Genomic DNA, 21,196 nt, shown 5'->3' on the forward strand with positions numbered 1-21,196 from the left:
GCGTCCTCCGCCTGACCGACCCGCCCGCTCGCCCGCGCGACCGGGCACTTCTCCCTCTCCGGAACGCCACGATGACCAAGAACGAACTGACGGCGCAAACGCTCGCGTCGACGCTGGAGCAGGACCTCAGCGAAGTCCGTCGCGCCAGCGTTGCGCTGGCCGCGCCACTGAGCGCCGAGGATCAGGTGCTGCAATCGATGCCCGACGCCAGCCCGACCAAATGGCACCTCGCGCACACCACCTGGTTCTTCGAGACCGTGATTCTCGAACGCCGCCTGCCGGGCTATACGCCGTTCGATGCGCGCTATGCCTTCCTGTTCAACTCGTACTACGAAGCGCTCGGGCCGCGTCATGCGCGGCCGCAGCGCGGGATGCTGTCGCGCCCCACGCTCGACGAGGTGCACGCCTACCGCCGCCATGTCGATGCGCATCTGCTCGAACTGGTGCGCGGCGCGGACCTGCCGCTGCTGGTCGAGATCGCGCCCGAGATCGTGCTCGGGCTCAATCACGAGCAGCAGCATCAGGAGCTGTTGCTGACCGACATCCTGCATGCGTTCTCGGTCAACCCGCTGCGGCCGGCCTATCGCGACGACGGCGGCGCGCCGCGTCTCACGGGCGCGCCCGAGCTGCCCGCCGACGCGCGCTGGCTCGCGCATCCGGGCGGCATCGTCGAGATCGGCCACGACGGCAACGGCTTCGCGTTCGACAATGAAGGCCCGCGCCATCAGGCGCTGGTGCGGCCGTTCGAGATCGCCGACCGGCTCGTCACGAATCGCGACTACGCGGCGTTCATGGCCGATGGCGGGTATCGCACGTCCGCGCTGTGGCTGTCCGACGGCTGGGCCGCGGTGCAGCGCGAGGGCTGGTGTGCGCCCGCTTACTGGCAGGCGCAGCCGGGCAGCGAGGACGGCGTGCAGGCGGGCGGCGATCCGCTGGCCGGCTGGCTCGGCTTCGGCCTCGACGGCACGCAGCCGCTCGACCCCGATGCGCCGGTCGCGCACCTGAGCTTCTTCGAGGCGGCGGCCTATGCCGAATGGGCCGGCGCGCGCCTGCCGACCGAATTCGAATGGGAGGCCGCGTTCGGCCTGCCCGGCATCGCGCAGATGCTCGGCCACGTGTGGCAGTGGACGCGCTCGTCCTACGACCCGTATCCGGGCTTCCGCCCGCTGCCCGGCATCGCGTCCGAATACAACGGCAAGTTCATGGTCGGCCAGCAGGTGCTGCGCGGCAGCAGCATCGCCACGCCGCGCGGCCACGCGCGCCCGACCTACCGCAATTTCTTCCCGCCGGCCGCGCGCTGGCAATTCACAGGAGTGCGCCTTGTACGAGACCTCTGACCTGTTCCGCGCGAATCCGGGAGCGGCCCCCCGCACCCGCACCTCCAACCCGTTCGGGCGCGATCTGATCGATGCGCTGGCCACCCGGCCGCGCAGCATCTCGCCCAAATATTTCTACGATGCCGCCGGCTCCGCGCTGTTCGACCGGATCTGCGAGCTGCCCGAGTACTACCCCACGCGCACCGAGCACGCGATCCTCGAACGGCACGCGGCCGACATCGCGGCGGCGATCGGCGCCGATGCGAACCTGATCGAGTTCGGCGCCGGCTCGCTGTCGAAGATCCGCTTCGTGCTCGATGCGTGCCTGGCCGGCGAGCCGCCCGCGAGCTACGTGCCGGTGGACATCTCCGCCGCCTACCTGCGCGACGCGGCGCTCGCGCTGCGCCGCCATTACCCCGAGCTCGCGGTGGAGCCGGTCGCGGCCGATTATCTGCAGGCCGAATCGATGCAGGAACTGGCGCGCGTGCCGGACCGGCGCGTGGGCATCTTCTTCGGCTCGACGATCGGCAATTTCTCGAACGACGAGGCCGATACGTTCCTGCGCCGCACGGCCTCGCTGCTGGCGGGCGGCGGGCTGCTGATCGGCGTCGATCTGGTGAAGGACACCGAAATCCTGAACCGCGCCTACAACGATGCGGCCGGCGTGACGGCGGCGTTCAACCTGAACCTGTTGGCGCGCGCGAACGCCGAACTGGGCGCCGATTTCGAACTCGCCGACTGGGCGCACCGCGCGTTCTACGACACGCACCTGCAACGCATCGAGATGCATCTGGTCAGCCGCCGCGATCAGACGGTGCATGTGAACGGCCGCGCGTTCGAGTTCGTCGAGGGCGAGACGATCCATACCGAGAATTCGCGCAAGTTCACGGTGGACGGCTTCCGCGCGATGGCCGAGCGCGCGGGCTTCGTGCCGGGCGCGGTGTGGACCGATCCGGCCGGCCTGTTCAGCCTGCACTGGCTGGCCAGCCCGGCGAAGTAACGGTTCGAGATCCGAAGTAACGAAGCGCGCCCGGCCTGCGTCGGGCGCGCCGGGAAATTCGAATTGACGTTCGGTGTGCGATCGAATTACGATGGCAGCCAGTTTCCGGGATAGACCCGGAGCACTTCACACTCTTGAGGGAGCCTCATGAGCACGCAGTCCAGGCGCTTCGATGCGCTCGTTTTCATCGGCCGTTTCCAGCCGCCCCACCGTGGTCACCTCGATGTCCTGAAAGCCGCCTTGGCGCAGGCGCCGCGCGTTTGCGTGCTGATCGGCTCGACCGACCGCCCGCGCACCATCAAGGATCCGTTCTCGTTCGACGAGCGCCGCCAGATGCTCGAATCGCTGCTCGACGACGGCGAGCGCGCCCGCGTGAAGATCGTGCCGGTGCAGGATTCCACCTACAACGACACCGATTGGGTGCGCTGGGTTCAGCAGTCGGTGGCCGGCGCGCTCGGCGGCGATGCGGCGCAGGCGAACATCGGCCTGATCGGCCACGAGAAAGATGCCTCGTCGTACTACCTGCGCATGTTCCCGCAATGGCCGTTCGTCGAGGTCGAGCCGAGCGAGGATATTTCGGCCACCGAAATTCGCGAGCAGTATTTCGCCGAGCGGCCGAACAGCTTCGTGTCGTGGGCCGTGCCCGCGCCGGTGTTCGCGTGGCTGGAGGCGTTCCACACGCGTCCCGAGTTCGCGCAGCTCAAATCCGAAGCCGAATTCATCGCCGCGTATCGCAGGAAGTGGGCGGCCGCGCCGTATGCGGTCACGTTCGTGACCGTCGATGCGGTGGTGGTGCACTCCGGCCACATCCTGCTGGTGCGCCGCCGCAGCGCGCCGGGGCAGGGGCTGTGGGCGCTGCCGGGCGGCTTCGTCGAACAGGACGAACGGCTCGACGCGGCCTGCATCCGCGAGCTGCGCGAGGAAACCGGCCTCAAGCTGCCCGAGCCGGTGCTGCGCGGTTCGCTGAAGGATCGCCAGGTGTTCGACCATCCCACGCGCTCGCTGCGCGGGCGCACCATCACGCACGCGTCGCTGTTCCACTTCCCGACCGGCGACCTGCCGCGCGTGAAGGGCAGCGACGACGCCGACAAGGCGCGCTGGGTGCCGCTCAACGAGTTCGAGACGATGCGCGACCGCATGTTCGAGGATCACTTCGACATCGCATATCACTTCCTCGGCAAGCTGTAACGTTTCTCCGCATCCCCCGCCCGGCGCGAGCCGGGCGCGTTTGGTCCGCCGGGACAGACCCGGCGGCTTCCCCCGGTCCAGAGGAGCTCTGACCATGCAAACCGCAGACGCCGGCGGCCTCGCCGCGATTCTCGCCAATCCGATTCTCGATACGGATTCCTACAAGGCTTCCCACTTCCTGCAATATCCGCCCGACGCCACGGCGATGTTTTCCTACATCGAATCGCGCGGCGGCCGCTATGCGCGCACGCTGTTCTTCGGGCTGCAGATGCTGCTCGAGACGCACCTGAGCCGGCCCGTCACGCACGCGATGATCGACGAGGCGCGCGAGTTCTTCGCGCTGCACGGCGAGCCGTTCAACGAGGCCGGCTGGCGGCGCGTGGTGGAGCGCTACGACGGCTACCTGCCGCTGCGCATCCGCGCGGTGCCGGAAGGCTCGGTGGTGCCGGTTGGCAACGTGCTGATGACGGTCGAGTGCGACGATCCCGAGCTGTTCTGGCTGGCTTCGTATGTCGAAACGATTTTGCTGCGGATCTGGTACCCGGTCACGGTGGCCACGCGCAGCTGGCACCTGCGGCAGACGATTCGCGGCTATCTGGAGCGCAGCGACGACGATCTCTCGCAACTGCCGTTCAAGCTGCACGATTTCGGCTCGCGCGGCGTGTCGAGCGCGGAATCGGCCGCGATCGGCGGCGCGGCGCACCTGGTCAGCTTCATGGGTTCGGACACGGTGCTCGGCGTGCTGGCCGCGAACCGCTGCTACCGCGAGCCGATGGCCGCCTATTCGGTGCCGGCCGCCGAGCACAGCACCATCACCGCGTGGGGCCGCGACGGCGAGGCCGACGCGTATCGCAGCGTGCTGGCGCGTTGCGGCAAGCCCGGCGGCCTCGTCTCGGTCGTGTCGGACTCCTACGATCTGTTCGCCGCGCTCGACCTGTGGGGCGGCCCGTTGCGGCAGGCCGTGATCGATTCGGGCGCGACGCTGGTGGTGCGGCCCGATTCGGGCGATCCGCAAACCATCGTGCTGCGCACCGTGCGCGCGCTCGACGCGTCGTTCGGCTCGACGGTCAACGGCAAGGGCCGCCGCGTGCTGAACCATGTGCGCGTGATTCAGGGCGACGGCGTCAACGAGGCCTCGATCGAGGCGATCCTGGCGGCGCTCGACGCGGCTGGTTATTCGGCCGGCAACGTGGTGTTCGGCATGGGCGGCGCGCTGTTGCAGCAGGTCGATCGCGACACGCAGCGCTTCGCGATGAAGTGCTCGGCGATCCGGCGCGGCGAGACGTGGCAGCCGGTCGGCAAGGACCCGGTCACCGATCCGGGCAAGCGCTCGAAGCAGGGGCGGCTGACGCTGCAGCGTCACCGCGCGACGGGCGACTATCGCACCGTCGCGCTGCCGGCGCAGTGGAGCGACTGCACCGTCGAAGGCGAATGGGAGGATGCGCTGCACACCGTGTTCGATACGGGGCGGCTGCTTGAGGAAACGACGCTGGCCGAGGTGCGTGCTCGCGCGCATGCGGGGGAAACGCTGGCGGCGGCAGCGGCCTGATCTATCGACAAGCGTGAAAAAACGCCGGCGCAGCGATGCGTCCGGCGTTTTTTATCGTGTCGCAGCGTGCTGCGAGACGAGCGCCGCCTCAGGCCGAACGCGCCATGAACGCACGGCGGCACGCAAGACGCACGCGCGCCGCGATCCTCACCAGCGCCAGCCCGTTCTGCGCCCACACGCCCATGCCATAGTCGCGCCCCGGCCCGGCCGTGCTCGCGAGCTGATCCGAGATCCCGGTCGGTTCGAGCTTGCGGGTCCAGTCGGCCGTGCGAAACAGCATGTCCCACCACGGGAACAGCACGCCGAAATTGCAGCCATAGGCCACGCCGGTGTGGCCGTATTCGACCGCATGATGACGGCGATGAAACGCCGGGCTGACGATCAAACGCTCCAGCAGCGGCCCGTAGGCGATTCGCGCATTGACGTGTTGAATGCTCTGCAAGGTATTGCTGACCGCCACCAGCACCACGTATTGCCCCGGCTGCACGCCGATCAGCAGCGCCAGCAGTGCGAAGAACGCGCCCTGCACGACCACGTCGACGAAGTGATTGCGATCGTCGTTCCAGAACGACATGCGCTGCTGGCTGTGATGCACGGCATGCAGCTCCCACCACACGCCGAAGCGATGCTGCCAGCGGTGATACCAGTAGCCGGCGAAATCGAGCGCGACCACGTAGATCGCGAACGACACGAGCGGCTGATCGGACACGCCGGGCCAGAACTCGTCGAGGTTGACGTTCCAGACGCGGTGCACCTGCATCCAGGTTTCGGCGTGATTGAACAGCGGTTGCAGATAGACGAAGAACAGCCCGTTCACCACGCCGAGCTTGGCGATCCAGGTGTACCAGATGTCGGCGCGCACCGGCCGGCGGTCGGGCCAGCGTTCGAGCGGCCGCCAGGCTTCGAGCGGGCGCAGCACCGCCCAGGTCAGCGCGATCTCGCACACGGCCACGATCACCCAGTACAGCGCATCGTAGATGTCCTCGTCGTAGTCCATCAGATGCACATGGAACAGCAGCGGCTGCACCAGATCGACGAACACGCCGGTTTGCACGGCGCCGATCAGGTTGTCGGCCGAAGCCAGCAGCGTATCGAGCATGACGGCCTCCGTCAGTCGGGGTTCGGCGCGTAGACGGGCGCGCGATCGGCGAAGAACAGGCCGTGCGGCGAGCGGCCCACGGCGATCGTGGTGACCAGCTTGCGCGTGCTCAGGTCGATCACGCCCACATGACGCGAGAAGCGGAACGTGACCCACAGGAAGCGCTTGTCGGCCGACAGTTCCATGTCGTCGGGGCCGGGCATCAGGCCGGTGATGTCGCCGGTGTTGGTCAGCGCGGTGTAGTCGAGCACGCTGATGGTGCTGTCCACGCGGTTCGTCACGGCCACGTGGCGGCCATCGTCGAGCGAGCGGAAGTTGTGCGCGCCGCGCCCGGTGTGGATCTTCTTCACTACCTGATGCGTGACGCAATCGACCACCGCCACGTCGTCCTCGCCGGTCATGCCGACCAGCAGGTAGCGATTGCCCGGCGTCATCCACAGGCCGGCCGGGTCCTGCCCGACGTGCATGCGCCAGTCCACCGTTTGCGTCGGCAGGTCGATCGCCACCACCTCGCCCGACTCCTGCAGCGTGACGTACACGGTGCGGTTGTCCGTCGAGAACGTCATGTGGCTCGGCATTTTCGCGAGCGGCAGGCGCTTGGCGAGCGTGAAGTGCAGCGGCGCATCGTAGTGGTAGATATCCACGCGATCGAGCCGCAGCGCGTTCGTGACGAACCAGTGGCTGTCGGGCGAGAAGCCGAGCTGATACGGATCCTCGATGTCCTGCAGCGTGCCGACCACGCGGCCGGTCGGCGGGTCGACGAACATCAGGCTGTCGGACACGGAGTTCGCCACGATCAGCGTTTTGCCGTCGGGCGTGATCATCAGGTGATGCGGTTCCTTGCCGGCCGGCAGGGTGTCGACCACCTTGCGGGTGGCTTCGTCGATCAGATTGATCCTGGCTTCGCCCGAATCGAGCACGATGACGTTGTCGGCGTGGGCGGCGAGCGGTGCGCCGGCGGCGCAGCATACGGACAGCAACAGCACGCGCAGGCGCGCGGCGGGGGAACGGAACATCTTGGACTTCCTGAGGCGGGCGTGAGGTAAGCGGAGCCATGCGGCGCGGCTCGGGCGAGCGCGCGCACGGCAGACGCGCAAGTTACCGGCTGCGTATTCAGGCGTCCAATGCATTGTGCGGATGAGACGATGCGCTGCGCGTATGAGTGGAACAATCACGGCGGGCTTGCGCCCCAGCGCGTTACGGCGCGCAGCAATGCAGGGGAAATCGAAGGCCGCGTGCAAGCGGATCGACGGCGCGACGCAGGTTCGGTGGAAGCGTGGTTGAAAGTCGCCGGGAAGAATCGAGCGTAGATGGTTGTGCGTGCAACCGGTTGCCTGCGCAACAATGGGCGCCCGATGCAGGGCTTCAGCGCAGCGTGCCGAACACGCCACCGAGCGCGGTGCGCAGCAGGTCGCCCGAGGTCGGCCGGCTCACGAAGCTCATGGCCGGCGCGTAAGTCAGTTCGAAGATCAGCGCGCCCACCGTTTCCGCGTCGATCCGCAACGCCGGGTCGAGCGCGAGCAGCTGCTCGCCGAGCGTGCGCCAGTGCGAGCGCAACACGGCTTCCTGCGATTCGCGGAACGTATCGGCGGGTTTGGCGTGGCGCGCGTATTCGAGGATCAACAGCGGCCAGTTGCCTTCGCGCGAATGCTGGTCGGCCCATGCGGCGATCCGGTCGATTGCCTCGGGCAAGGCGGCCGCGCCGTCGATCGCCGTGTGCAGATCGGCGAGGCTGCGCTGGCCGTGCGCCTCCAGCACTTCGAGAAACAGCGCTTCCTTGCCCTGGAAGTTCGAGTACACCGCGCCCTTGCTGAAGCCGGCCACTTCCGCGATACGGTCGAGCGAGGTGGCCGCGTAGCCGTCGCGCGCGAACATCGCGACCGCGACTTCGAGCAGCTTGATGCGCGTTTGCGCCTGACTTGCCTCGCGGGTCAGCCTCGCCATGCCTGTCTCCCTGTGGAATGAGTAGGGGTTGGTTGAATGCCCGTCAGTATACAGATACCATTTGGTATTTGAATCGACTGGTTTGTCTTATGTACAAGAAAGGAACTGCCCTGGAATTGCAGTTTTCGCCGCGCCGGCTGGCCGGCGAGGCCGGCCAACCGTTGCAGATCGAACTGGCCGCCGACGAGGCCGACCGGCTCTACCACGCGCTCGACGCCTATCTGGCCGGCAATCCGGTGCAGGGCATGGAGCCGCTCGTGCTGAGTTTCGATGACGCCGCTCCGCCTTCCACCGGCGACGCCAACGGCAATGACGATGCAACCGCCGTACCCGCCAACGCCAGCGAAGGCGCCGCGCCGGCCACCGATTTTCAACAGTTCGTTTGCCTGATCTGCGGCTGGATTTACGACGAGGCGACCGGCGACCCCGAGCACGGCCTCGCGCCCGGCACGCGCTGGGAGCAGGTGCCCGACGACTGGCGCTGCCCGCTGTGCGACGTCGGCAAGGAAGATTTCGCGTTGATGGCGTTCTGATCGAACCCGAACCCGAACATGCACGAGGCGGGGCGTGCAGCGCGCGCCTGCCGCGCCTGCCTCGCGACAGGCGGCGGCGGGCTCAAGCACCGATGACGAGGCGTGCAACGCGCCTCTCCTGCCCACCCGCCGCCACCCGCCGCGCGCCTTGCAATGACCTCACCCATCGCCACCTTCCTTTGGCGTTTTGCAAGCCGCCCGCGATCGTCCTTTAAGATGGCGGCACAGCCTTGTTTTGCCGCCCCTTTTTCGATGAGAGTGTCCCGATGAGTCAAGTCCCCCGTCCGACGCCGGATGCCGCGCGTCCCAAGGCGCAGGCGATCGCGCTCGCCGCGCTCTACACAGTGCTCGTCGCGCTGGCCCTGTGGGTAATCCGCGCTTTCCTGCCCGCCGTCGTCTGGGCCGGCGTGATCGCCATCGCGCTGTGGCCGGCGCTGCGGCGGATCAACGGGGTGCGCTGGCTGACCGGGCGCAAGACGCTGGTGGCGGTGCTGCTGACCTCGGCGGTCGGCCTGCTGCTGGTGGTGCCGGTGGCGGTGGCCGTGGTGCAGGCCGCGGCCCAGTTCCACGACGTGTTCGCCTGGGTGCGCGACGCGCGCACCAACGGCATTCCGCTGCCTGACGCGGTCAGTCACCTGCCGTTCGGCGCGCAGCAGGTCAGCGCGTGGTGGCAGGCGCATCTGGCGCAGCCGCTGCACGCGCCGACCGGCGTGAAGGGCATGAACGGCGAGGCCTTCGTCAGCTACGGCAGGGCGTTCGGCTCGCACATCGTGCATGCGGCCGTGCTGTTCGGCTTCATGCTCGTCACGCTGTTCGTGATCTTCCAGGGCGGCCCGCGCGTGTCCGATTCGCTGCTGCGCGGCGTGCGGCGCGCGTTCGGCGAGAACGGCGCGTCGCTGATCCAGCGCATGGCTTCGGCCATCTACGGCACGGTGACGGGCCTCGTGGTGGTGGGGCTGGGCGAGGGCGCGTTGCTCGGCGTGGCCTACGCGTTCGCCGGCGTGCCGCATGCGGCGCTGCTCGGGCTGGTCACGGCGGTGGCCGCGATGCTGCCGTTCTGCGCGCCGGTGGTGTTCAGCGGCGCGGCGATCTGGCTGTTCATCGTCAAGGGCGCGGCGGCCTGGGCGATCGGGCTGGCGGTGTTCGGCTTCGTGGTGGTGTTCATCGCCGAGCACTTCATCCGCCCGGTGCTGATCGGCGGCTCGGCGCGGCTGCCGTTCCTGCTGGTGCTGTTCGGCATCCTCGGCGGCGCGGAAACTTTCGGCCTGCTCGGCCTGTTCATCGGTCCCGCGCTGATGACGGTGCTGACCGTGCTGTGGACCGAATGGATCGATTGAGCACGCGCCCGCCACGCGCGGGCGGTTTTCTGACGCGCTATTCTTGTGCGCGCAACCACTTGGCGCCGCGCGCCGTTCTCAACAGAATTCAACATAAAGGACCGCAAGGTGCTTTAGGATGCGTGGATGACAACCGATCGCGCCGCCCGGGTTCTATCCGGCATGCTGCCCACGCCCCCGCGTTCCTCCATCGCCGTGCTGCCGGTCGCCGCGAGCCTGCTGTTGTCCGGCTGCTCGTGGTTCGGCTGGCTGCATCCCTCGTTCTCCTACGCGCGCCTGCCGGTGCCGAAGGCGGCGTCGCAACACGGCGCGACCCAGCAGCGCGTGGTGGGCGCCGGCGGCAATCCGTCCAGCGTCTGGATGGTGCGCAGCGGGACCGGCGTTTGCTACAACTACATGCTCCAGCACGGCAACGAGCACCAGCCGTACTACGTGGTGTTCGACCGCCACGGCTTCGTCACGCATCATGGCTTCGCCACCTGCATGGAAGCCGATCGCAAGGGTTTGCTGCGTCGCGCGGCGCCCGCCGCCTGAGCTTTCCGGGCTGTTGAGCGTTTAAGCCACCGAGCTTTCGCGCTTTCGAGCGGAAAGGGCGCCGCAGCCGGCGCGGGCCATGCCGCTTGCGCCGTGCTGTCAGGCCTTGCCGGGTTTCCAGGCGGCCGAGGCTGCTTCCCACGCCGCTGCCGGCAGCGCAACCCGGCCCGCCGCCTCCCCGAACTCAAGCCAGCGTATCCACCACCCCGCCATCCACGCGCAACGCCGCGCCCGTGGTGGCCGACGCCTGCTGCGAGCACACGTACACCACCAGGTTCGCCACCTCCTCGGTGGTGGCCGGGCGCTGCAGGATCGAGCTGGGGCGCTGCGTGCGCACGAATTCCACCGCCACTTCGTCGACCGTCTTGCCTTGCTGATCGGCGCTGTCCTTGAGCATCGCCTTCACGCCTTCCGACAGCGTCGGCCCCGGCAGCACTGAATTGACCGTCACGCCGCTGCCGGCCGCGAGCTTGGCGAGGCCGCGCGCGATCGACAACTGCGCCGTTTTCGAAAACCCGTACTGGATCATGTCGGCCGGGATATTCAGCGCCGATTCCGACGAGATGAACACCACACGCCCCCAGTCGCGGTCGAGCATTGCCGGCAGGTAGTGGCGCGAGAGCCGCACGCCCGACATCACGTTCATCTGGAAGTAGTGCTCCCATTCGTCGTCGTCGATATCGAAGAACGGCTTCGGGCCGTAGATGCCGGCGTTGTTGACGAGGATATCGACGTGCGGCGCGGCCTCGGTCAGTTGCTTGACGCCGGCCGCGTGCGACAGGTCGGCGGCCACGCCCGAGGCGGCGACGCCGGGCACCGACGCGCGCAGCGCCGCGAGCGCGGCTTCCACCGAGCGCTCGCTGCGGCCGTTGACGATCAGCGTCGCGCCGGCGCGGGCCAGGCCGTCGGCGATGGCGTAGCCGATGCCGCCCGTCGAGGCGGTTACCAGCGCGGTCTTGCCAGTCAGGTTGATCTGCATGAGAAAGACTCCGGAAAGGGCGTTGTAACGAATGCAGGCGGCGAGCCGCTGGCGGCCTGCGGGTGGACGACGAACCGTGTGTCAGGTTAGACGAATCGGCGCATGCCCGTACGCACGCCGATCCGCTGCCTGCCGAGCCACCCGATCCGGTGCTTCGGCGCGGCCGCAAAAATATTTTGGATGACGTGGGAATAAAACGCGAGGTGCTTGTGTTCGCCCATTTGTACCGCAGCGTTTCCTGGCCTCTCAGGCAAACGAAGCGTTCCACTCCCCTCAATGAAGTGTTTCCGGAGAAGTCAGATGAAGCTGAAATCCTTGATCGCCGCCACCCTCGCCTGCACCGCCCTGACGGGCGCCGCCACGGCCTTCGCGCAGGACAACACGGCCGCCGCGCCGATCAAGAACGTGGTGCTGGTGCACGGCCTGTACGCCGACGGTTCGAGCTGGGCCAAGGTGATTCCGCTGCTGCAGGCCAAGGGCCTGCACGTCACGGCGGTGCAGAACCCGACCACCTCGTTCGACGCCGACGTGGACGCGGTCAAGCGCGCGCTCGCGCAACAGGACGGCCCGACGCTGCTGGTCGCGCACTCGTACGGCGGCATGGTGATCAGCCAGGCCGGCGACGATCCGAAGGTCAAGGGCCTGGTGTATATCGCGGCGCGCGCGCCCGATGCCGGCGAGGATTACCCGGCGCTGACCAAGAAATTCCCGGCCGCCCAGGCGTCGGCGGGCCTGCAATGGTCGCAGGACGGTTTCGGCAAGCTGTCGGAACAGGCCTTCGTGCATGACTTCGCGGGCGACCTGCCGGCGTCGGAAGCGCGTGTCTATTACGCGGTGCAGCAGCCGATGGGCAAGCCGATCACGATGGCGAAGACCACCGTTGCCGCGTGGCACGACAAGCCGACCTGGTACGCGGTGTCGACCGAAGACCGCACGATCAACCCCGATCTCGAACGCTTCATGGCGCAGCGCATGCACGCGCACACGATCGAGATCCAGTCGAGCCACGTGTCGCTGCTCTCGCATCCGGCCGCCGTGGCGAACCTGATCATCGAAGCGACCGGCGAAGCGAAGTAAGCGTTGCGGTAAGCGGGAAACGGAGGCGAGGATCGGCGCGGGTGCGTCGATCCTTGCTTTCGCACTCCGAAGTATCAGGCGGGCGGCGCGACGCTGCGCATCCAGTGAGCGATGCCGCTCACCACCTGTTTCTCGATGCCGAAATAGCCGTGCGGCGACAACGAGCTGCACGGGTTCGACGACTGGGCCACGCCGCCTTCCACGCGCAGCACGGTGGCCGTGGTGTGCGACATCGACCGGGCGATTTCGTCGGCGCGCGCGGGCGGCGCGACGGTGCAGGCATCGTCGCGGTTCGCCACCACCAGCGCCGGCGCGCGCACGCGCTCGGGCCGCGCGTCGAACACCGTCTCACCCGAATGCCCCACCACCGATACCGATTCGGTCAGCACGATGCCGGCCAGTTCGCCGTCGCGCGCGGTCGAGCCGGCCGCCATCGCCGCGATCGAGCCCTGGCTGGTGCCCATCGCCCACAGCGGCTGGTCGGTCAGCGTATGCGCGTATTCGAGAATCTCGCGCAGCACTTGCCGGTAGGCCTCGGTGCTGCGCTCGCCGCGCAGCGATTTAGTGCCGATCGCATCGACGATCACGACGCCGTAGCCGAGCCGCGCCCACAGCTCGCGGGTCCGCACCACGAAGTTGTTGTCGTGGCGCAGCGTGCCGTCGCGCTCGATGCCGACGTCGCCCGCGCCGCCCGGAAACATCACGATCACGCCGCGCATCGGGCCGGCCGGGCCATAGAACAGCACGCGCTGATGTTCGCCGCCGGGCAGCGGCAGATCCTGCACGGCGCTGCGCGTGGCGAAGTCGGCGGCGCTGGCGGCCGCCGTGGCGGGCGGCGGCGTGTCGCCGTCGCGTGTGACGCGGTGCGCGCTGGCGCTGCCCGCAAGACCGAGCGCGAACAGCGCGCCCGCAACGACCGACAACCGGAACCGACGATTCATTTCTTGACCACCGAGTGTGCTGGAGCCCTGACAGGGACGTGACGACTGGGCGACAAGCCTACGCCACGAGCGGGCGGTCTGACCAATATGTTTTGGCGTACGCAGCAATATCGACGGCGTATGCCAGTGCGCCAGCGTGCCAGCGGCGCCGGCTCGCGATCAGGCGGCGTGTCGCGGGCGGGCCTCGCGGCACGCGTCGTCGATCGCGCGTTCGAGCCGCGTCACGCCGGCCTCGATCGATTCGACCGGCACGTTGCCGTAACCGAGCACCAGGCCGTTGTAAGGCGCCGTATCGGTGCCGGGCAGGCAGAACGGCGAGAGCGGGCGCAGCACGAGATCGTGCGCGGCGGCCGTGCGCGTCACCTCGAGGTCGGACACCGGCGCGTCGAGCCGGGCCGACAGATGCATGCCGCCGTCGCCGGCCGAGACCGTGAGCAGGCCGCCGAGGCGGCGCGTGAGCGTGTCGTGCAGCACGTCGCGGCGCTCCGCGTAGACGCGCCGCATGCGGCGCAGATGGCGGCTGAAATGACCGGCCTCGATGAATTCGGCGAGCGCCAGGTGATCGGCGAGCCGGCCGCGCGGCGACAGTGCCGACGATACGTGTTCGAGCGCCGGTGCGATCGCGTCGGGCGCCACCACGAAGCCGATCCGCAGCGCCGGGAACATCACCTTGCTGAAGGTGCCGAGGTAGATCACCGGCGCGTCGCGCACCGCGCTTTGCAACGCGGCCAGCGGCGTGCCGTGATGGCGGAATTCGCTGTCGTAGTCGTCCTCGACGATCCACGCGCCGGCCTCGCGCGCAGCCTGCACGAGCGCGACGCGCCGCTCCTGCGACATCACCGCGCCGAGCGGGTACTGATGCGAGGGCGTGATGTAGATGAGCCGCGGCGGCGCCTCGCGCCATTGCGCCGGGTCGGGCGCGAGGCCGTGCGCGTCGACCGGCACCGGCACGAGCCGCAGCCCGGCCGCCTGCAGGGCCACGCGTGCGCCGCCGTAGCCGGGGTTCTCGATCCAGGCGATGTCGCCCGCGTCGGCGAGCGCACGCGCGCACAAGTCGAGCCCGTGTTGCGAACCATCGGTGATCAGGACCTGCTCGGCCTCGCAGGCCACGCCGCGCGACACGCGCAGGTAGGTGGCGATGGCCTGGCGCAGCCGCAGGTTGCCGGCGCCCGGCTGATAGTCGAGCTGGGCCGGGCCGACGCGCCGCCACGCGCGTTCCACCGCGCGTCGCCAGGCCGCCAGCGGAAACGCGTCGAGCGCCGGCACGCCGGGCACGAATGCGCCGGTGGCATACGGGCGATCGGCCTGGCGGCTCAGGCCGGCGGCGCGGTGCGACAGCGGTGGCAGGGCCAGCGGCGTGGCCTGATCGGCGCGCGCCGGCGGCAGCCCGGTGCGGGCCACGCGCGTGCCTTGCCGGTCGGCGATCACGAAGCCTTCCGCACCGAGCCGCTCGTAGGCGTGCAGCACCGTGTTGCGTGCGATGCCGAGCGCCTCGGCCAGCGTGCGGGAGGAGGGCAGTGCCGTGTCGGCGTCGAGGCGGCGTTGCAGGATCGCCTCGCGCAGGCTGGCGTAGAGGCTGTGCTGGCGCGTCGGGCGGCTGTCGCCGTGAAGCGAGGCGGGAGCCGTGGCCGTCGACAGCAGAACGCGGAAATCCATCGTGGTTCCAAAAAGAGGGGAAGCTGGATCTACGCATGGTGCCATGATTTCCGTATCGTCCGGAATCTTCCCCTTGTTTTATGGAGTTCCGCCATGACCGACGCCGTCGCGCCCGCCGCTGCGCCCACCGATCGCACCCGCATCCGCCGCGTGGCGCAGCGCGCCGGCTACGAACGCGCGACGCTCGAGGCGATCGTCGATGCGGCGCATGTCTGCCACGTCGCGTTCGCCGATGCGAACGGCGTGCATTGCATTCCCACCGCATGCTGGCGCGATGGCGCGCACCTCTATATCCACGGCTCGAACGGCAGCCGGATGCTGAAGCTGGCCGCGTCCGGCGCGCAGGCCTGCGTGACGATCACGCACCTCGACGGCCTCGTGCTCGCGCGCTCGGCGTTCAATCATTCGATGAACTATCGATCGGCGATGATCTACGGCTGCTTCGAGGTGGTGCCCGATGCCGACAAGGCGCACGTGCTCGACGTGTTCCTCGACCAGCTCGCGCCGGGGCGCAGCCGCGAGGCGCGGCCGGGCAACGCGAAGGAGCTGGCGGCCACCACGGTGCTGCGGATCGGCTTCGACGAAGCCGTGACGAAGGTCCGTACCGGCGGCCCGAACGACGACGAGGCGGACCTCGGCCTGCCGGTGTGGGCCGGCGTGCTGCCGTTCGGCGTGGCGCGCGTCGCGCCGGTGCCCGATGCGGGGCCGGGCGCGATGCCCGATGCCGTGCCCGGCTACGTGCGGGAATGGGAAGCGGCCATCGTGGCCTGATCAGTCGGCCGTGTCGCCGCCCTTCGGCACCTTGCGCCAGGCCGCGCGGCCCGGCAGCGGCGACCACGCCGGGCGTTTCGCCGCGGCGGTATCGACCACCACGAGGTAGCGGCCCGCGTCGGGCGTGGCCTCGCGCGGCGCATCGCCGTCGTGCAGCACGCGCGGCACCTCGCCTTCGGCGGCGCGCGTTTCGTAGTCGGCATCGAGAATGCCATGCCGGTCGAGAAACGCATTGAGCGAGCCGGGAATCCGCACGCAGCCCTTCGAGTGACGGATGCCGAGCAGTGGCTCCAGCTTGTCGGGGTCGGTGGAGTGCATCTGGAAGCGCATCGGCGACATGCCGCCCTTGCCCCAGCCGCGCTGGCCGTCCACCCAGCCGAAATCGAAGATGCGGCGGCCGCGCGCGCCGTAGCCGCGGATGCCGTTCTCGTTCTCGGTGCCTTCCGCGCGGAAATCCATGTTGACGGGCGAGTGCTCGAACACGCCGGTCGGCGACACGAAGTGGTCGTACTGGCCCGGCATGCCGGTGCCGACCGGCGACGCGCCGATCCATTCCCACTGGTTGGCCGGCGTCGTGCGGAAGTAGACCATCAGCGCCTGCACGTTGCGCGCGCGATCGACCAGCACCACGTATTCGCCTGCCAGATCGGCGTGGCCCTTCGCGGCCAGCGCCTGTTGCAGGCGCAGTGCATAGGCATGCTGAACATCGGCGGGCACGTCGAGCCGGCGCGTGACTTCGCTCGCATAGGCGTTGCGCATCGCGACGGCGCGCTTCGTGATCGCGATGGCGTCGTCGGCATTGGCCGGCGCCGGGTGGAACACGGGCGGCGGCAATTCGGCGGGGACTTCGGGGGCTTCCGTGGCGGAGGCCGGTGTCGATGCCGATGCCGCGCTTGAAGCCGGTGCGCCCGACGCGGCGGTTGCGGCACTCGCGGCGGATGACGTGCCGGAAGAGGCATGGGCCGGTTTGGCGGCGGCATGCGCGGAAGCGCTCGCGGCAGTCGCGCTGCTGGCGGCATCCTGGGCGAGTGCTGGCGGGGCGACGCCAGCGGCCGCGCTCGCGCACAGCCAGACGAGCAGGGCGGCGCCGCGCGCGCGGTGTACGGCGGCGGTGGAGAGTCGGGGCGACGGGGCGTCGAAATCTCGCATCACATGGCCTCGGCAAGGAAGAGTCGATACCGGTGAGGCAAAGCTCGCCCGATTTCGTTCGGCCGGGGTTGTGACGACTTGTAAGCGGGGTCGGAATGCGTAAAGCGTGCGGCGTACGAGGGCGGAGCCAGGCCGCTCAACCGAGATCGTCGTCGATTTCCTTGCGCTCGCGGCGCTCCTCGTTGCCGCGCCGCGCGCGCAGGCGCTGACGCGACAGCACCGAGATCACTTCGCCAGTGCTCGCGCCGGCCGGGATTTCATTGCGGATGACCTTCGCCACGAGCGGCAAGCCCGCCCGCTGCCGTTTCAGCGCGCGGGCGATCGCGTCCCGGCAGGCCGGACCGTGGCACTCCCATTCGTCGCGGATTCTTTCGCAGTAGCGGCACTTTTCCATCCGGCAAGTTTACCCGGAATCAAATTTTGATTTCGAGCCCGGCCCGGTGCGCGAAAACGTCGACCGTGACGCGCACCGATGTGGTTCGAGGCCGACGTGCAAATTCGGGGGCGATGCCTGAAGCGGGCTGCGTGCAATGCAGCAAAACGCCGGCCGGGCCATTCGAAAGAACCATTCGGCGTGCTAATCGCGGTGATTGTTGCGCCGCGAAACACTGCCCGGCGGTTATCGCGAACCTTGTTTGCGTGCGCATCCAAAGGATCTCCTGCTACGAAAAAAATGTCGGAGACATCCGGGCGAATACCTACATAAAAACGCCGATAGCGGTATAGTAGGCGCGCTTGCCGGCGCCCTCCCCAGCGCCGGCCGATATCCCGGCGGGCTGCGCCGCCAACCGTGATCTCACCTCAGACGATGCAAGATATTCTGCTGCTCATCGCTGCCTCGATCGGCTTCGCGATCGTCGCGATCGCCGCCGGCGTCTGGTTCGCCGGCCGTCAGGCAAGACGGAATCCGTATTCGCAACAAGCGTTCGTGCGCCAGGCGGCGCCGCAACCGCCGCGCCGCGCGCGCCGTGCCGATACGTCCCCCGCTTCCCGCATCATGCCGTCCGTCGCGCTGGCAATGGCCAACGCCGATGCCGCCGCCCGTTCGTCGGCCGACGGCGCGATGATCGCGGCCGCCTCCGCCGGCGTGCGCCGGCCGTCGTCGCGCTCCCGTTCCGCCGATGTCGCCGAGCGCGAGGCGCAGGCTGCCGCCAAGGCGGCCGTGCGCGATGCGCACGATGCCGATGCGGATGCCGTCGAACTCGAACACCGTGCCGCCCAGGCCGTGCGCAACGCGCGGCCCGATGCGTCGGGCTCCGAAGCGTTGGCGCTGGGCCTGCAGGATCGCGCGCAGCGCGCTCGGCGTTACGCGACGCTGGCCACGCAATGGGCCGCCGATGCGCGCAACTATGCCGAACTGTCGATCGGCGAACCCACCGGCACGCATGCGGCACTCGCGATCGAGCGCGCCATGCAGGCCGCCGGCGCACGCCGCGAAACCAAGCGCCTGGCCGCCCCGCGCCGGGGCCGCGTCCGCGGCCTGCAACCGGCGGAGTGAGCGGCGGGCGCTGTCTGCCCGCTTGCCGCCTGCTGTCCGGTTGCGTTCCGCGTTACTTCGCTTTCCTTCCCGAATCCACCACCGCAGGGCGGCTTCAGTGCCCGCCGCCCGCCTCCGTGCGTTTGTCCTTGGCGCGCCGCGACAGCATGTTCATGCCCTCGACGAAGGCCGAGAACGCCATCGCCGCGTAGATATAGCCCTTCGGCACGTGCGTCCCGAACCCTTCGGCGATCAGCGTCATGCCGATCACGACCAGGAAACTCAGCGCCAGCATGACGATGGTCGGGTTGCGATCGATGAAGCGCGACAGCGGGCCGGCCGCGAACAGCATCACCGTGACGGCCGAGATCACCGCGATGAACATGATCGCGACGTGCTCGGTCATGCCGATCGCCGTCACGATGCTGTCGATCGAGAACACGATGTCGAGCACCAGGATCTGGCCGATCGCGGCCACCGGCGTCAGCACCGCGGCGGCCACGCCGCCGCCCGCGCTGTCGCCGCCGCCGGGCGCCACGTGGTGATGCATTTCGCGCGTCGCCTTCCACACCAGGAACAGGCCGCCCGAGATCAGGATCATGTCGCGCCACGAGAACGCGTGATCGAACAGCGTGAAGGCCGGCTGGGTGAGCCGCGCGATCCAGGCCACCGTGCCGAGCAGCGCCAGGCGCAGGATCAGCGCGAGGCCGATGCCGATCCGCTGGGTGCGGGCGCGCTGCGCTTCCGGCAGCTTGTTGCTGAGGATCGAGATGAAGATCAGGTTGTCGATGCCGAGCACGATCTCCATGGCCACCAGCGTCAGGAGGGCGGCCCAGATGGCGGGATCGGCGGCGAGGGTCAACAGGTGGTCCATGGGGAGTTCCGGAATCCGATGAGAACGCGTGGTCGAGGCTTGCTATGATCGGCGCTTGCCAGGTTCGAAAAAACCAGCGTGAAGCTGATTCATACTTCGGTTTTTGCGAATCGTGACGTTGCCGCCAGGGTCATCATGCTCAATTTCCGCCATCTCTACTACTACTGGGTCGTCGTCAAGGAGGGCGGGTTCGCGCGTGCGGCCGACCGGCTCGACATGGCCGTGCAGACCATCAGCGCGCAGGTGCGCGAGCTGGAGCGCGCGCTCGGCCATCCGCTGCTGAAGCCGGCCGGGCGCGGCGTGACCATGACCGACGCGGGCCAGGCGGCGTTCGCGCGCGCCGACGAGATGTTCCGGATCGGCGCGCGGATCGCCGACGACGTGCGCGCCGCCGCGAGCGGCGAGACCGCGCGGCTCGCGGTGGGGCTGACCGACGGCGTGTCGAAGCTGGCCGCGCATGCCGTGCTGGCGCCCGCGCTCGACACGCCGCAACTGCGCCTGCTGTGCCACGAGGGCGAGCTGGACGAGCTGCTGGCCGAGCTGGCGCTGCATCGGCTCGACATGGTGCTGGCCAGCCAGCCCGCGCCGCCGCATCCCGCGCTGCGGCTCACCAGCGAGCGGCTGGCGGCCTCGCCGGTCGACTGGTATGGGCCGGCCTCGCTCGTCACGGCGGCCGCGCGTGCACGGTTTCCCGAGTGCCTGGCCACGTTGCCGGTGCTGTTGCCCACCCCGCATTCGCCGCTGCGCGCGCAACTGGAGCGCCTGTTCGAAACGCTCGGCATCCGGCCCCGCATCGTCGGCGAGTTCGAGGACAGCGCGCTGATGGCCGTGTTCGGCGCGCGCGGGCTGGGGGTGTTTCCGTTGAGCGAATCGGGGGCGAGCGATGCGGCGTTGCTGCGCGGGCTGCGGCGGCTCGGGCGCGCCGAGGGCGCGGTCGAGGAGATCTACGCGATCCGGTCGCGGCGCGGTGAGCATCATCCGCTCGCGGAGTTGGTGGTTGGGGCGGTGCGAGAGGGGGCGTGAGGCAGGCGTGCATTGCCACGACTGCGATGCAAAAACGACAACGGCGCCTTGAAGGCGCCGTTGTCGCATGTCGTTGCCGGAGCGCGGCCTTTGCTGCGCGGCATCACACCGTCACTTCCACCGTCCGCCCCACGCGATGAAACGCGCGGCCGAAATAGATCAGCCCGTCCGCATCGGTGCGCACGCGAATCGTGGTCGCCTCCACGAACAGCACCGTGTGCGAGCCCACTTCCTTCATCTCGACGATGGTGCCCTGCACGCTGGCCAGCGCGTCGCGCAGCACCGGCACGCCGTCGCGGCCGAGGTCCCAGTCGGTCTGGCCGAAGCGCTCGTCCATCGGCAGCTTGGTCAGGCCTGCGAAATGACGCGCCAGCGATTCGTGTTCGCCCGGCAGCACGTTGACGCACAGCGTGCCGTGGCTCGTGAACGCCGCGTGCGTGCTGCTCGACCGGTTCAGGCATATCAGCAGCGTGGGCGGGGCATCGGTCACGGAGCACACGGCGCTGGCCGTCACGCCGCAGCGGCCGAGCGGGCCGTCGGTCGTGATCACGTTGACGGCGGCGCCGAGGTGCGCCATCGCGTGGCGGAACAGTTGGCGCGCTTCGTCGTCGGCAGGCGCGCGCATCGGGTCGGTCATGAAAACTCCTGAATCGGAAAGCATGACGAAACGTCGTGCCCGGGACGCGCCGGGGCCGCCGATTTCGTCGAACAGTCCGGCAGTGTCGCCCGTCTCGCCGGAAAAGTCAGGG

General features: G+C 68.8%; 22 protein-coding genes. 11 read left to right on the top strand and 11 right to left on the bottom strand.

What is annotated here, in order from left to right; translation table 11 throughout:
• Positions 1–71 precede the first annotated feature (71 nt).
• From egtB to AB4851_RS08135, 4 genes are all read left to right on the top strand, one after another.
• Complete coding sequence (gene egtB, locus AB4851_RS08120) at positions 72–1,337, top strand: ergothioneine biosynthesis protein EgtB (protein ID WP_414446747.1); 1,266 nt, start codon at positions 72–74, stop codon at positions 1,335–1,337.
• Positions 1,321–2,316, top strand: coding sequence for an L-histidine N(alpha)-methyltransferase (gene egtD / locus AB4851_RS08125; RefSeq protein ID WP_414446748.1), 996 nt, complete (start codon positions 1,321–1,323; stop codon positions 2,314–2,316). The genes egtB and egtD overlap by 17 nt, the downstream gene beginning before the upstream one ends.
• Positions 2,317–2,463: 147 nt before the next feature.
• On the top strand, positions 2,464–3,504 hold the full coding sequence (locus AB4851_RS08130; protein WP_414446749.1) for a bifunctional nicotinamide-nucleotide adenylyltransferase/Nudix hydroxylase: 1,041 nt from the start codon (positions 2,464–2,466) through the stop codon (positions 3,502–3,504).
• Positions 3,505–3,598: 94 nt separating this feature from the next.
• Positions 3,599–5,053 (top strand): nicotinate phosphoribosyltransferase, encoded by a 1,455-nt coding sequence (locus tag AB4851_RS08135; RefSeq protein WP_414446750.1) that lies wholly within the window; start codon positions 3,599–3,601, stop codon positions 5,051–5,053.
• Positions 5,054–5,141: 88 nt separating this feature from the next.
• Here the strand turns inward: AB4851_RS08135 and AB4851_RS08140 are convergent, their stop codons facing one another.
• From AB4851_RS08140 to AB4851_RS08150, 3 genes are all read right to left on the bottom strand, one after another.
• Positions 5,142–6,152 carry a sterol desaturase family protein gene (locus AB4851_RS08140; RefSeq protein ID WP_414446751.1) on the bottom strand — a complete coding sequence of 337 codons (1,011 nt, stop codon included), beginning with the start codon at positions 6,150–6,152 and terminating at the stop codon, positions 5,142–5,144.
• Between the two features lie 11 nt (positions 6,153–6,163).
• Positions 6,164–7,168: a beta-propeller fold lactonase family protein gene (locus AB4851_RS08145; protein ID WP_414446752.1), complete on the bottom strand. Its 1,005-nt coding sequence runs from the start codon at positions 7,166–7,168 to the stop codon at positions 6,164–6,166.
• A 349-nt stretch (positions 7,169–7,517) separates the two neighbouring features.
• Positions 7,518–8,096 (bottom strand): TetR/AcrR family transcriptional regulator, encoded by a 579-nt coding sequence (locus AB4851_RS08150; protein ID WP_414446753.1) that lies wholly within the window; start codon positions 8,094–8,096, stop codon positions 7,518–7,520.
• Positions 8,097–8,185: 89 nt separating this feature from the next.
• Here AB4851_RS08150 and AB4851_RS08155 point away from each other — a divergent pair, with 89 nt between their 5' ends.
• The 3 genes from AB4851_RS08155 (at position 8,186) to AB4851_RS08165 (ending at position 10,500) form a co-directional block, all read left to right on the top strand.
• Complete coding sequence (locus tag AB4851_RS08155) at positions 8,186–8,629, top strand: rubredoxin (RefSeq protein WP_414446754.1); 444 nt, start codon at positions 8,186–8,188, stop codon at positions 8,627–8,629.
• A 266-nt stretch (positions 8,630–8,895) separates the two neighbouring features.
• Positions 8,896–9,966, top strand: coding sequence for an AI-2E family transporter (locus AB4851_RS08160; RefSeq protein ID WP_414446755.1), 1,071 nt, complete (start codon positions 8,896–8,898; stop codon positions 9,964–9,966).
• A 162-nt stretch (positions 9,967–10,128) separates the two neighbouring features.
• The gene (locus AB4851_RS08165) at positions 10,129–10,500 is read left to right on the top strand and encodes a hypothetical protein (protein WP_414442017.1); all 372 of its coding nucleotides are present in this window, start codon (positions 10,129–10,131) and stop codon (positions 10,498–10,500) included.
• Positions 10,501–10,684: 184 nt separating this feature from the next.
• Here the strand turns inward: AB4851_RS08165 and AB4851_RS08170 are convergent, their stop codons facing one another.
• Both AB4851_RS08170 and AB4851_RS08175 read right to left on the bottom strand, forming a co-directional pair.
• Positions 10,685–11,479, bottom strand: a complete 795-nt coding sequence (locus tag AB4851_RS08170; RefSeq protein ID WP_414446756.1) for an SDR family NAD(P)-dependent oxidoreductase — start codon at positions 11,477–11,479, stop codon at positions 10,685–10,687.
• A gap of 86 nt (positions 11,480–11,565) precedes the next feature.
• Entirely contained in the window at positions 11,566–11,700 is a 135-nt protein-coding gene (locus AB4851_RS08175) for a hypothetical protein (protein ID WP_414446757.1), read from the bottom strand.
• A gap of 79 nt (positions 11,701–11,779) precedes the next feature.
• Between AB4851_RS08175 and AB4851_RS08180 the strand changes: the two genes are divergently transcribed.
• Positions 11,780–12,556 carry an alpha/beta hydrolase gene (locus tag AB4851_RS08180; RefSeq protein ID WP_414439995.1) on the top strand — a complete coding sequence of 259 codons (777 nt, stop codon included), beginning with the start codon at positions 11,780–11,782 and terminating at the stop codon, positions 12,554–12,556.
• A gap of 74 nt (positions 12,557–12,630) precedes the next feature.
• Here the strand turns inward: AB4851_RS08180 and AB4851_RS08185 are convergent, their stop codons facing one another.
• Together AB4851_RS08185 and AB4851_RS08190 are read right to left on the bottom strand one after the other, a co-directional pair.
• Positions 12,631–13,497, bottom strand: a complete 867-nt coding sequence (locus AB4851_RS08185) for an alpha/beta fold hydrolase (RefSeq protein ID WP_414446758.1) — start codon at positions 13,495–13,497, stop codon at positions 12,631–12,633.
• Positions 13,498–13,656: 159 nt separating this feature from the next.
• Positions 13,657–15,153: a PLP-dependent aminotransferase family protein gene (locus AB4851_RS08190; protein WP_414446759.1), complete on the bottom strand. Its 1,497-nt coding sequence runs from the start codon at positions 15,151–15,153 to the stop codon at positions 13,657–13,659.
• 93 nt (positions 15,154–15,246) lie between these two features.
• Here AB4851_RS08190 and AB4851_RS08195 point away from each other — a divergent pair, with 93 nt between their 5' ends.
• Positions 15,247–15,924 (top strand): pyridoxamine 5'-phosphate oxidase family protein, encoded by a 678-nt coding sequence (locus tag AB4851_RS08195; protein WP_414446760.1) that lies wholly within the window; start codon positions 15,247–15,249, stop codon positions 15,922–15,924.
• On the opposite strand, the gene AB4851_RS08200 is transcribed toward AB4851_RS08195, so the two are convergent.
• On the bottom strand, positions 15,925–17,073 hold the full coding sequence (locus AB4851_RS08200; RefSeq protein ID WP_414446761.1) for a hypothetical protein: 1,149 nt from the start codon (positions 17,071–17,073) through the stop codon (positions 15,925–15,927).
• 136 nt (positions 17,074–17,209) lie between these two features.
• Entirely contained in the window at positions 17,210–17,467 is a 258-nt protein-coding gene (locus tag AB4851_RS08205; RefSeq protein WP_206127907.1) for a hypothetical protein, read from the bottom strand.
• 414 nt (positions 17,468–17,881) lie between these two features.
• Here AB4851_RS08205 and AB4851_RS08210 point away from each other — a divergent pair, with 414 nt between their 5' ends.
• On the top strand, positions 17,882–18,571 hold the full coding sequence (locus AB4851_RS08210; RefSeq protein WP_414446762.1) for a hypothetical protein: 690 nt from the start codon (positions 17,882–17,884) through the stop codon (positions 18,569–18,571).
• A 94-nt stretch (positions 18,572–18,665) separates the two neighbouring features.
• Here AB4851_RS08210 and AB4851_RS08215 read toward each other — a convergent pair whose 3' ends face one another.
• A complete protein-coding gene (locus AB4851_RS08215; RefSeq protein WP_414439989.1) occupies positions 18,666–19,424 on the bottom strand; it encodes a TerC family protein in 759 nt (252 codons plus the stop codon).
• A 135-nt stretch (positions 19,425–19,559) separates the two neighbouring features.
• On the opposite strand from AB4851_RS08215, the gene AB4851_RS08220 reads away from it, so the two are divergent.
• On the top strand, positions 19,560–20,447 hold the full coding sequence (locus AB4851_RS08220; protein ID WP_414446763.1) for a LysR substrate-binding domain-containing protein: 888 nt from the start codon (positions 19,560–19,562) through the stop codon (positions 20,445–20,447).
• 103 nt (positions 20,448–20,550) lie between these two features.
• On the opposite strand, the gene AB4851_RS08225 is transcribed toward AB4851_RS08220, so the two are convergent.
• The gene (locus tag AB4851_RS08225) at positions 20,551–21,084 is read right to left on the bottom strand and encodes a flavin reductase (RefSeq protein WP_414439987.1); all 534 of its coding nucleotides are present in this window, start codon (positions 21,082–21,084) and stop codon (positions 20,551–20,553) included.
• Positions 21,085–21,196 lie beyond the last annotated feature (112 nt).

Source organism: Burkholderia sp. 22PA0099 (assembly GCF_047497165.1).
Taxonomy (GTDB): Bacteria; Pseudomonadota; Gammaproteobacteria; order Burkholderiales; family Burkholderiaceae; genus Burkholderia.

Excerpts from the sequence above, each read along its gene's own strand:
- AB4851_RS08225 (WP_414439987.1), bottom strand. The coding sequence starts at position 21,084 with ATGACCGACCCGATGCGCGCGCCTGCCGACGACGAAGCGCGCCAACTG.
- AB4851_RS08175 (WP_414446757.1), bottom strand. The coding sequence starts at position 11,700 with ATGGGCGAACACAAGCACCTCGCGTTTTATTCCCACGTCATCCAAAAT.
- AB4851_RS08200 (WP_414446761.1), bottom strand. The coding sequence starts at position 17,073 with ATGCGAGATTTCGACGCCCCGTCGCCCCGACTCTCCACCGCCGCCGTA.
- AB4851_RS08215 (WP_414439989.1), bottom strand. The coding sequence starts at position 19,424 with ATGGACCACCTGTTGACCCTCGCCGCCGATCCCGCCATCTGGGCCGCC.
- AB4851_RS08180 (WP_414439995.1), top strand. The coding sequence starts at position 11,780 with ATGAAGCTGAAATCCTTGATCGCCGCCACCCTCGCCTGCACCGCCCTG.
- AB4851_RS08185 (WP_414446758.1), bottom strand. The coding sequence starts at position 13,497 with ATGAATCGTCGGTTCCGGTTGTCGGTCGTTGCGGGCGCGCTGTTCGCG.
- AB4851_RS08190 (WP_414446759.1), bottom strand. The coding sequence starts at position 15,153 with ATGGATTTCCGCGTTCTGCTGTCGACGGCCACGGCTCCCGCCTCGCTT.
- AB4851_RS08220 (WP_414446763.1), top strand. The coding sequence starts at position 19,560 with ATGCTCAATTTCCGCCATCTCTACTACTACTGGGTCGTCGTCAAGGAG.
- AB4851_RS08160 (WP_414446755.1), top strand. The coding sequence starts at position 8,896 with ATGAGTCAAGTCCCCCGTCCGACGCCGGATGCCGCGCGTCCCAAGGCG.
- AB4851_RS08210 (WP_414446762.1), top strand. The coding sequence starts at position 17,882 with ATGCAAGATATTCTGCTGCTCATCGCTGCCTCGATCGGCTTCGCGATC.
- AB4851_RS08150 (WP_414446753.1), bottom strand. The coding sequence starts at position 8,096 with ATGGCGAGGCTGACCCGCGAGGCAAGTCAGGCGCAAACGCGCATCAAG.
- AB4851_RS08145 (WP_414446752.1), bottom strand. The coding sequence starts at position 7,168 with ATGTTCCGTTCCCCCGCCGCGCGCCTGCGCGTGCTGTTGCTGTCCGTA.
- AB4851_RS08135 (WP_414446750.1), top strand. The coding sequence starts at position 3,599 with ATGCAAACCGCAGACGCCGGCGGCCTCGCCGCGATTCTCGCCAATCCG.
- AB4851_RS08205 (WP_206127907.1), bottom strand. The coding sequence starts at position 17,467 with ATGGAAAAGTGCCGCTACTGCGAAAGAATCCGCGACGAATGGGAGTGC.
- AB4851_RS08155 (WP_414446754.1), top strand. The coding sequence starts at position 8,186 with ATGTACAAGAAAGGAACTGCCCTGGAATTGCAGTTTTCGCCGCGCCGG.
- egtB (WP_414446747.1), top strand. The coding sequence starts at position 72 with ATGACCAAGAACGAACTGACGGCGCAAACGCTCGCGTCGACGCTGGAG.
- AB4851_RS08195 (WP_414446760.1), top strand. The coding sequence starts at position 15,247 with ATGACCGACGCCGTCGCGCCCGCCGCTGCGCCCACCGATCGCACCCGC.
- AB4851_RS08130 (WP_414446749.1), top strand. The coding sequence starts at position 2,464 with ATGAGCACGCAGTCCAGGCGCTTCGATGCGCTCGTTTTCATCGGCCGT.
- AB4851_RS08170 (WP_414446756.1), bottom strand. The coding sequence starts at position 11,479 with ATGCAGATCAACCTGACTGGCAAGACCGCGCTGGTAACCGCCTCGACG.
- AB4851_RS08165 (WP_414442017.1), top strand. The coding sequence starts at position 10,129 with ATGCTGCCCACGCCCCCGCGTTCCTCCATCGCCGTGCTGCCGGTCGCC.
- AB4851_RS08140 (WP_414446751.1), bottom strand. The coding sequence starts at position 6,152 with ATGCTCGATACGCTGCTGGCTTCGGCCGACAACCTGATCGGCGCCGTG.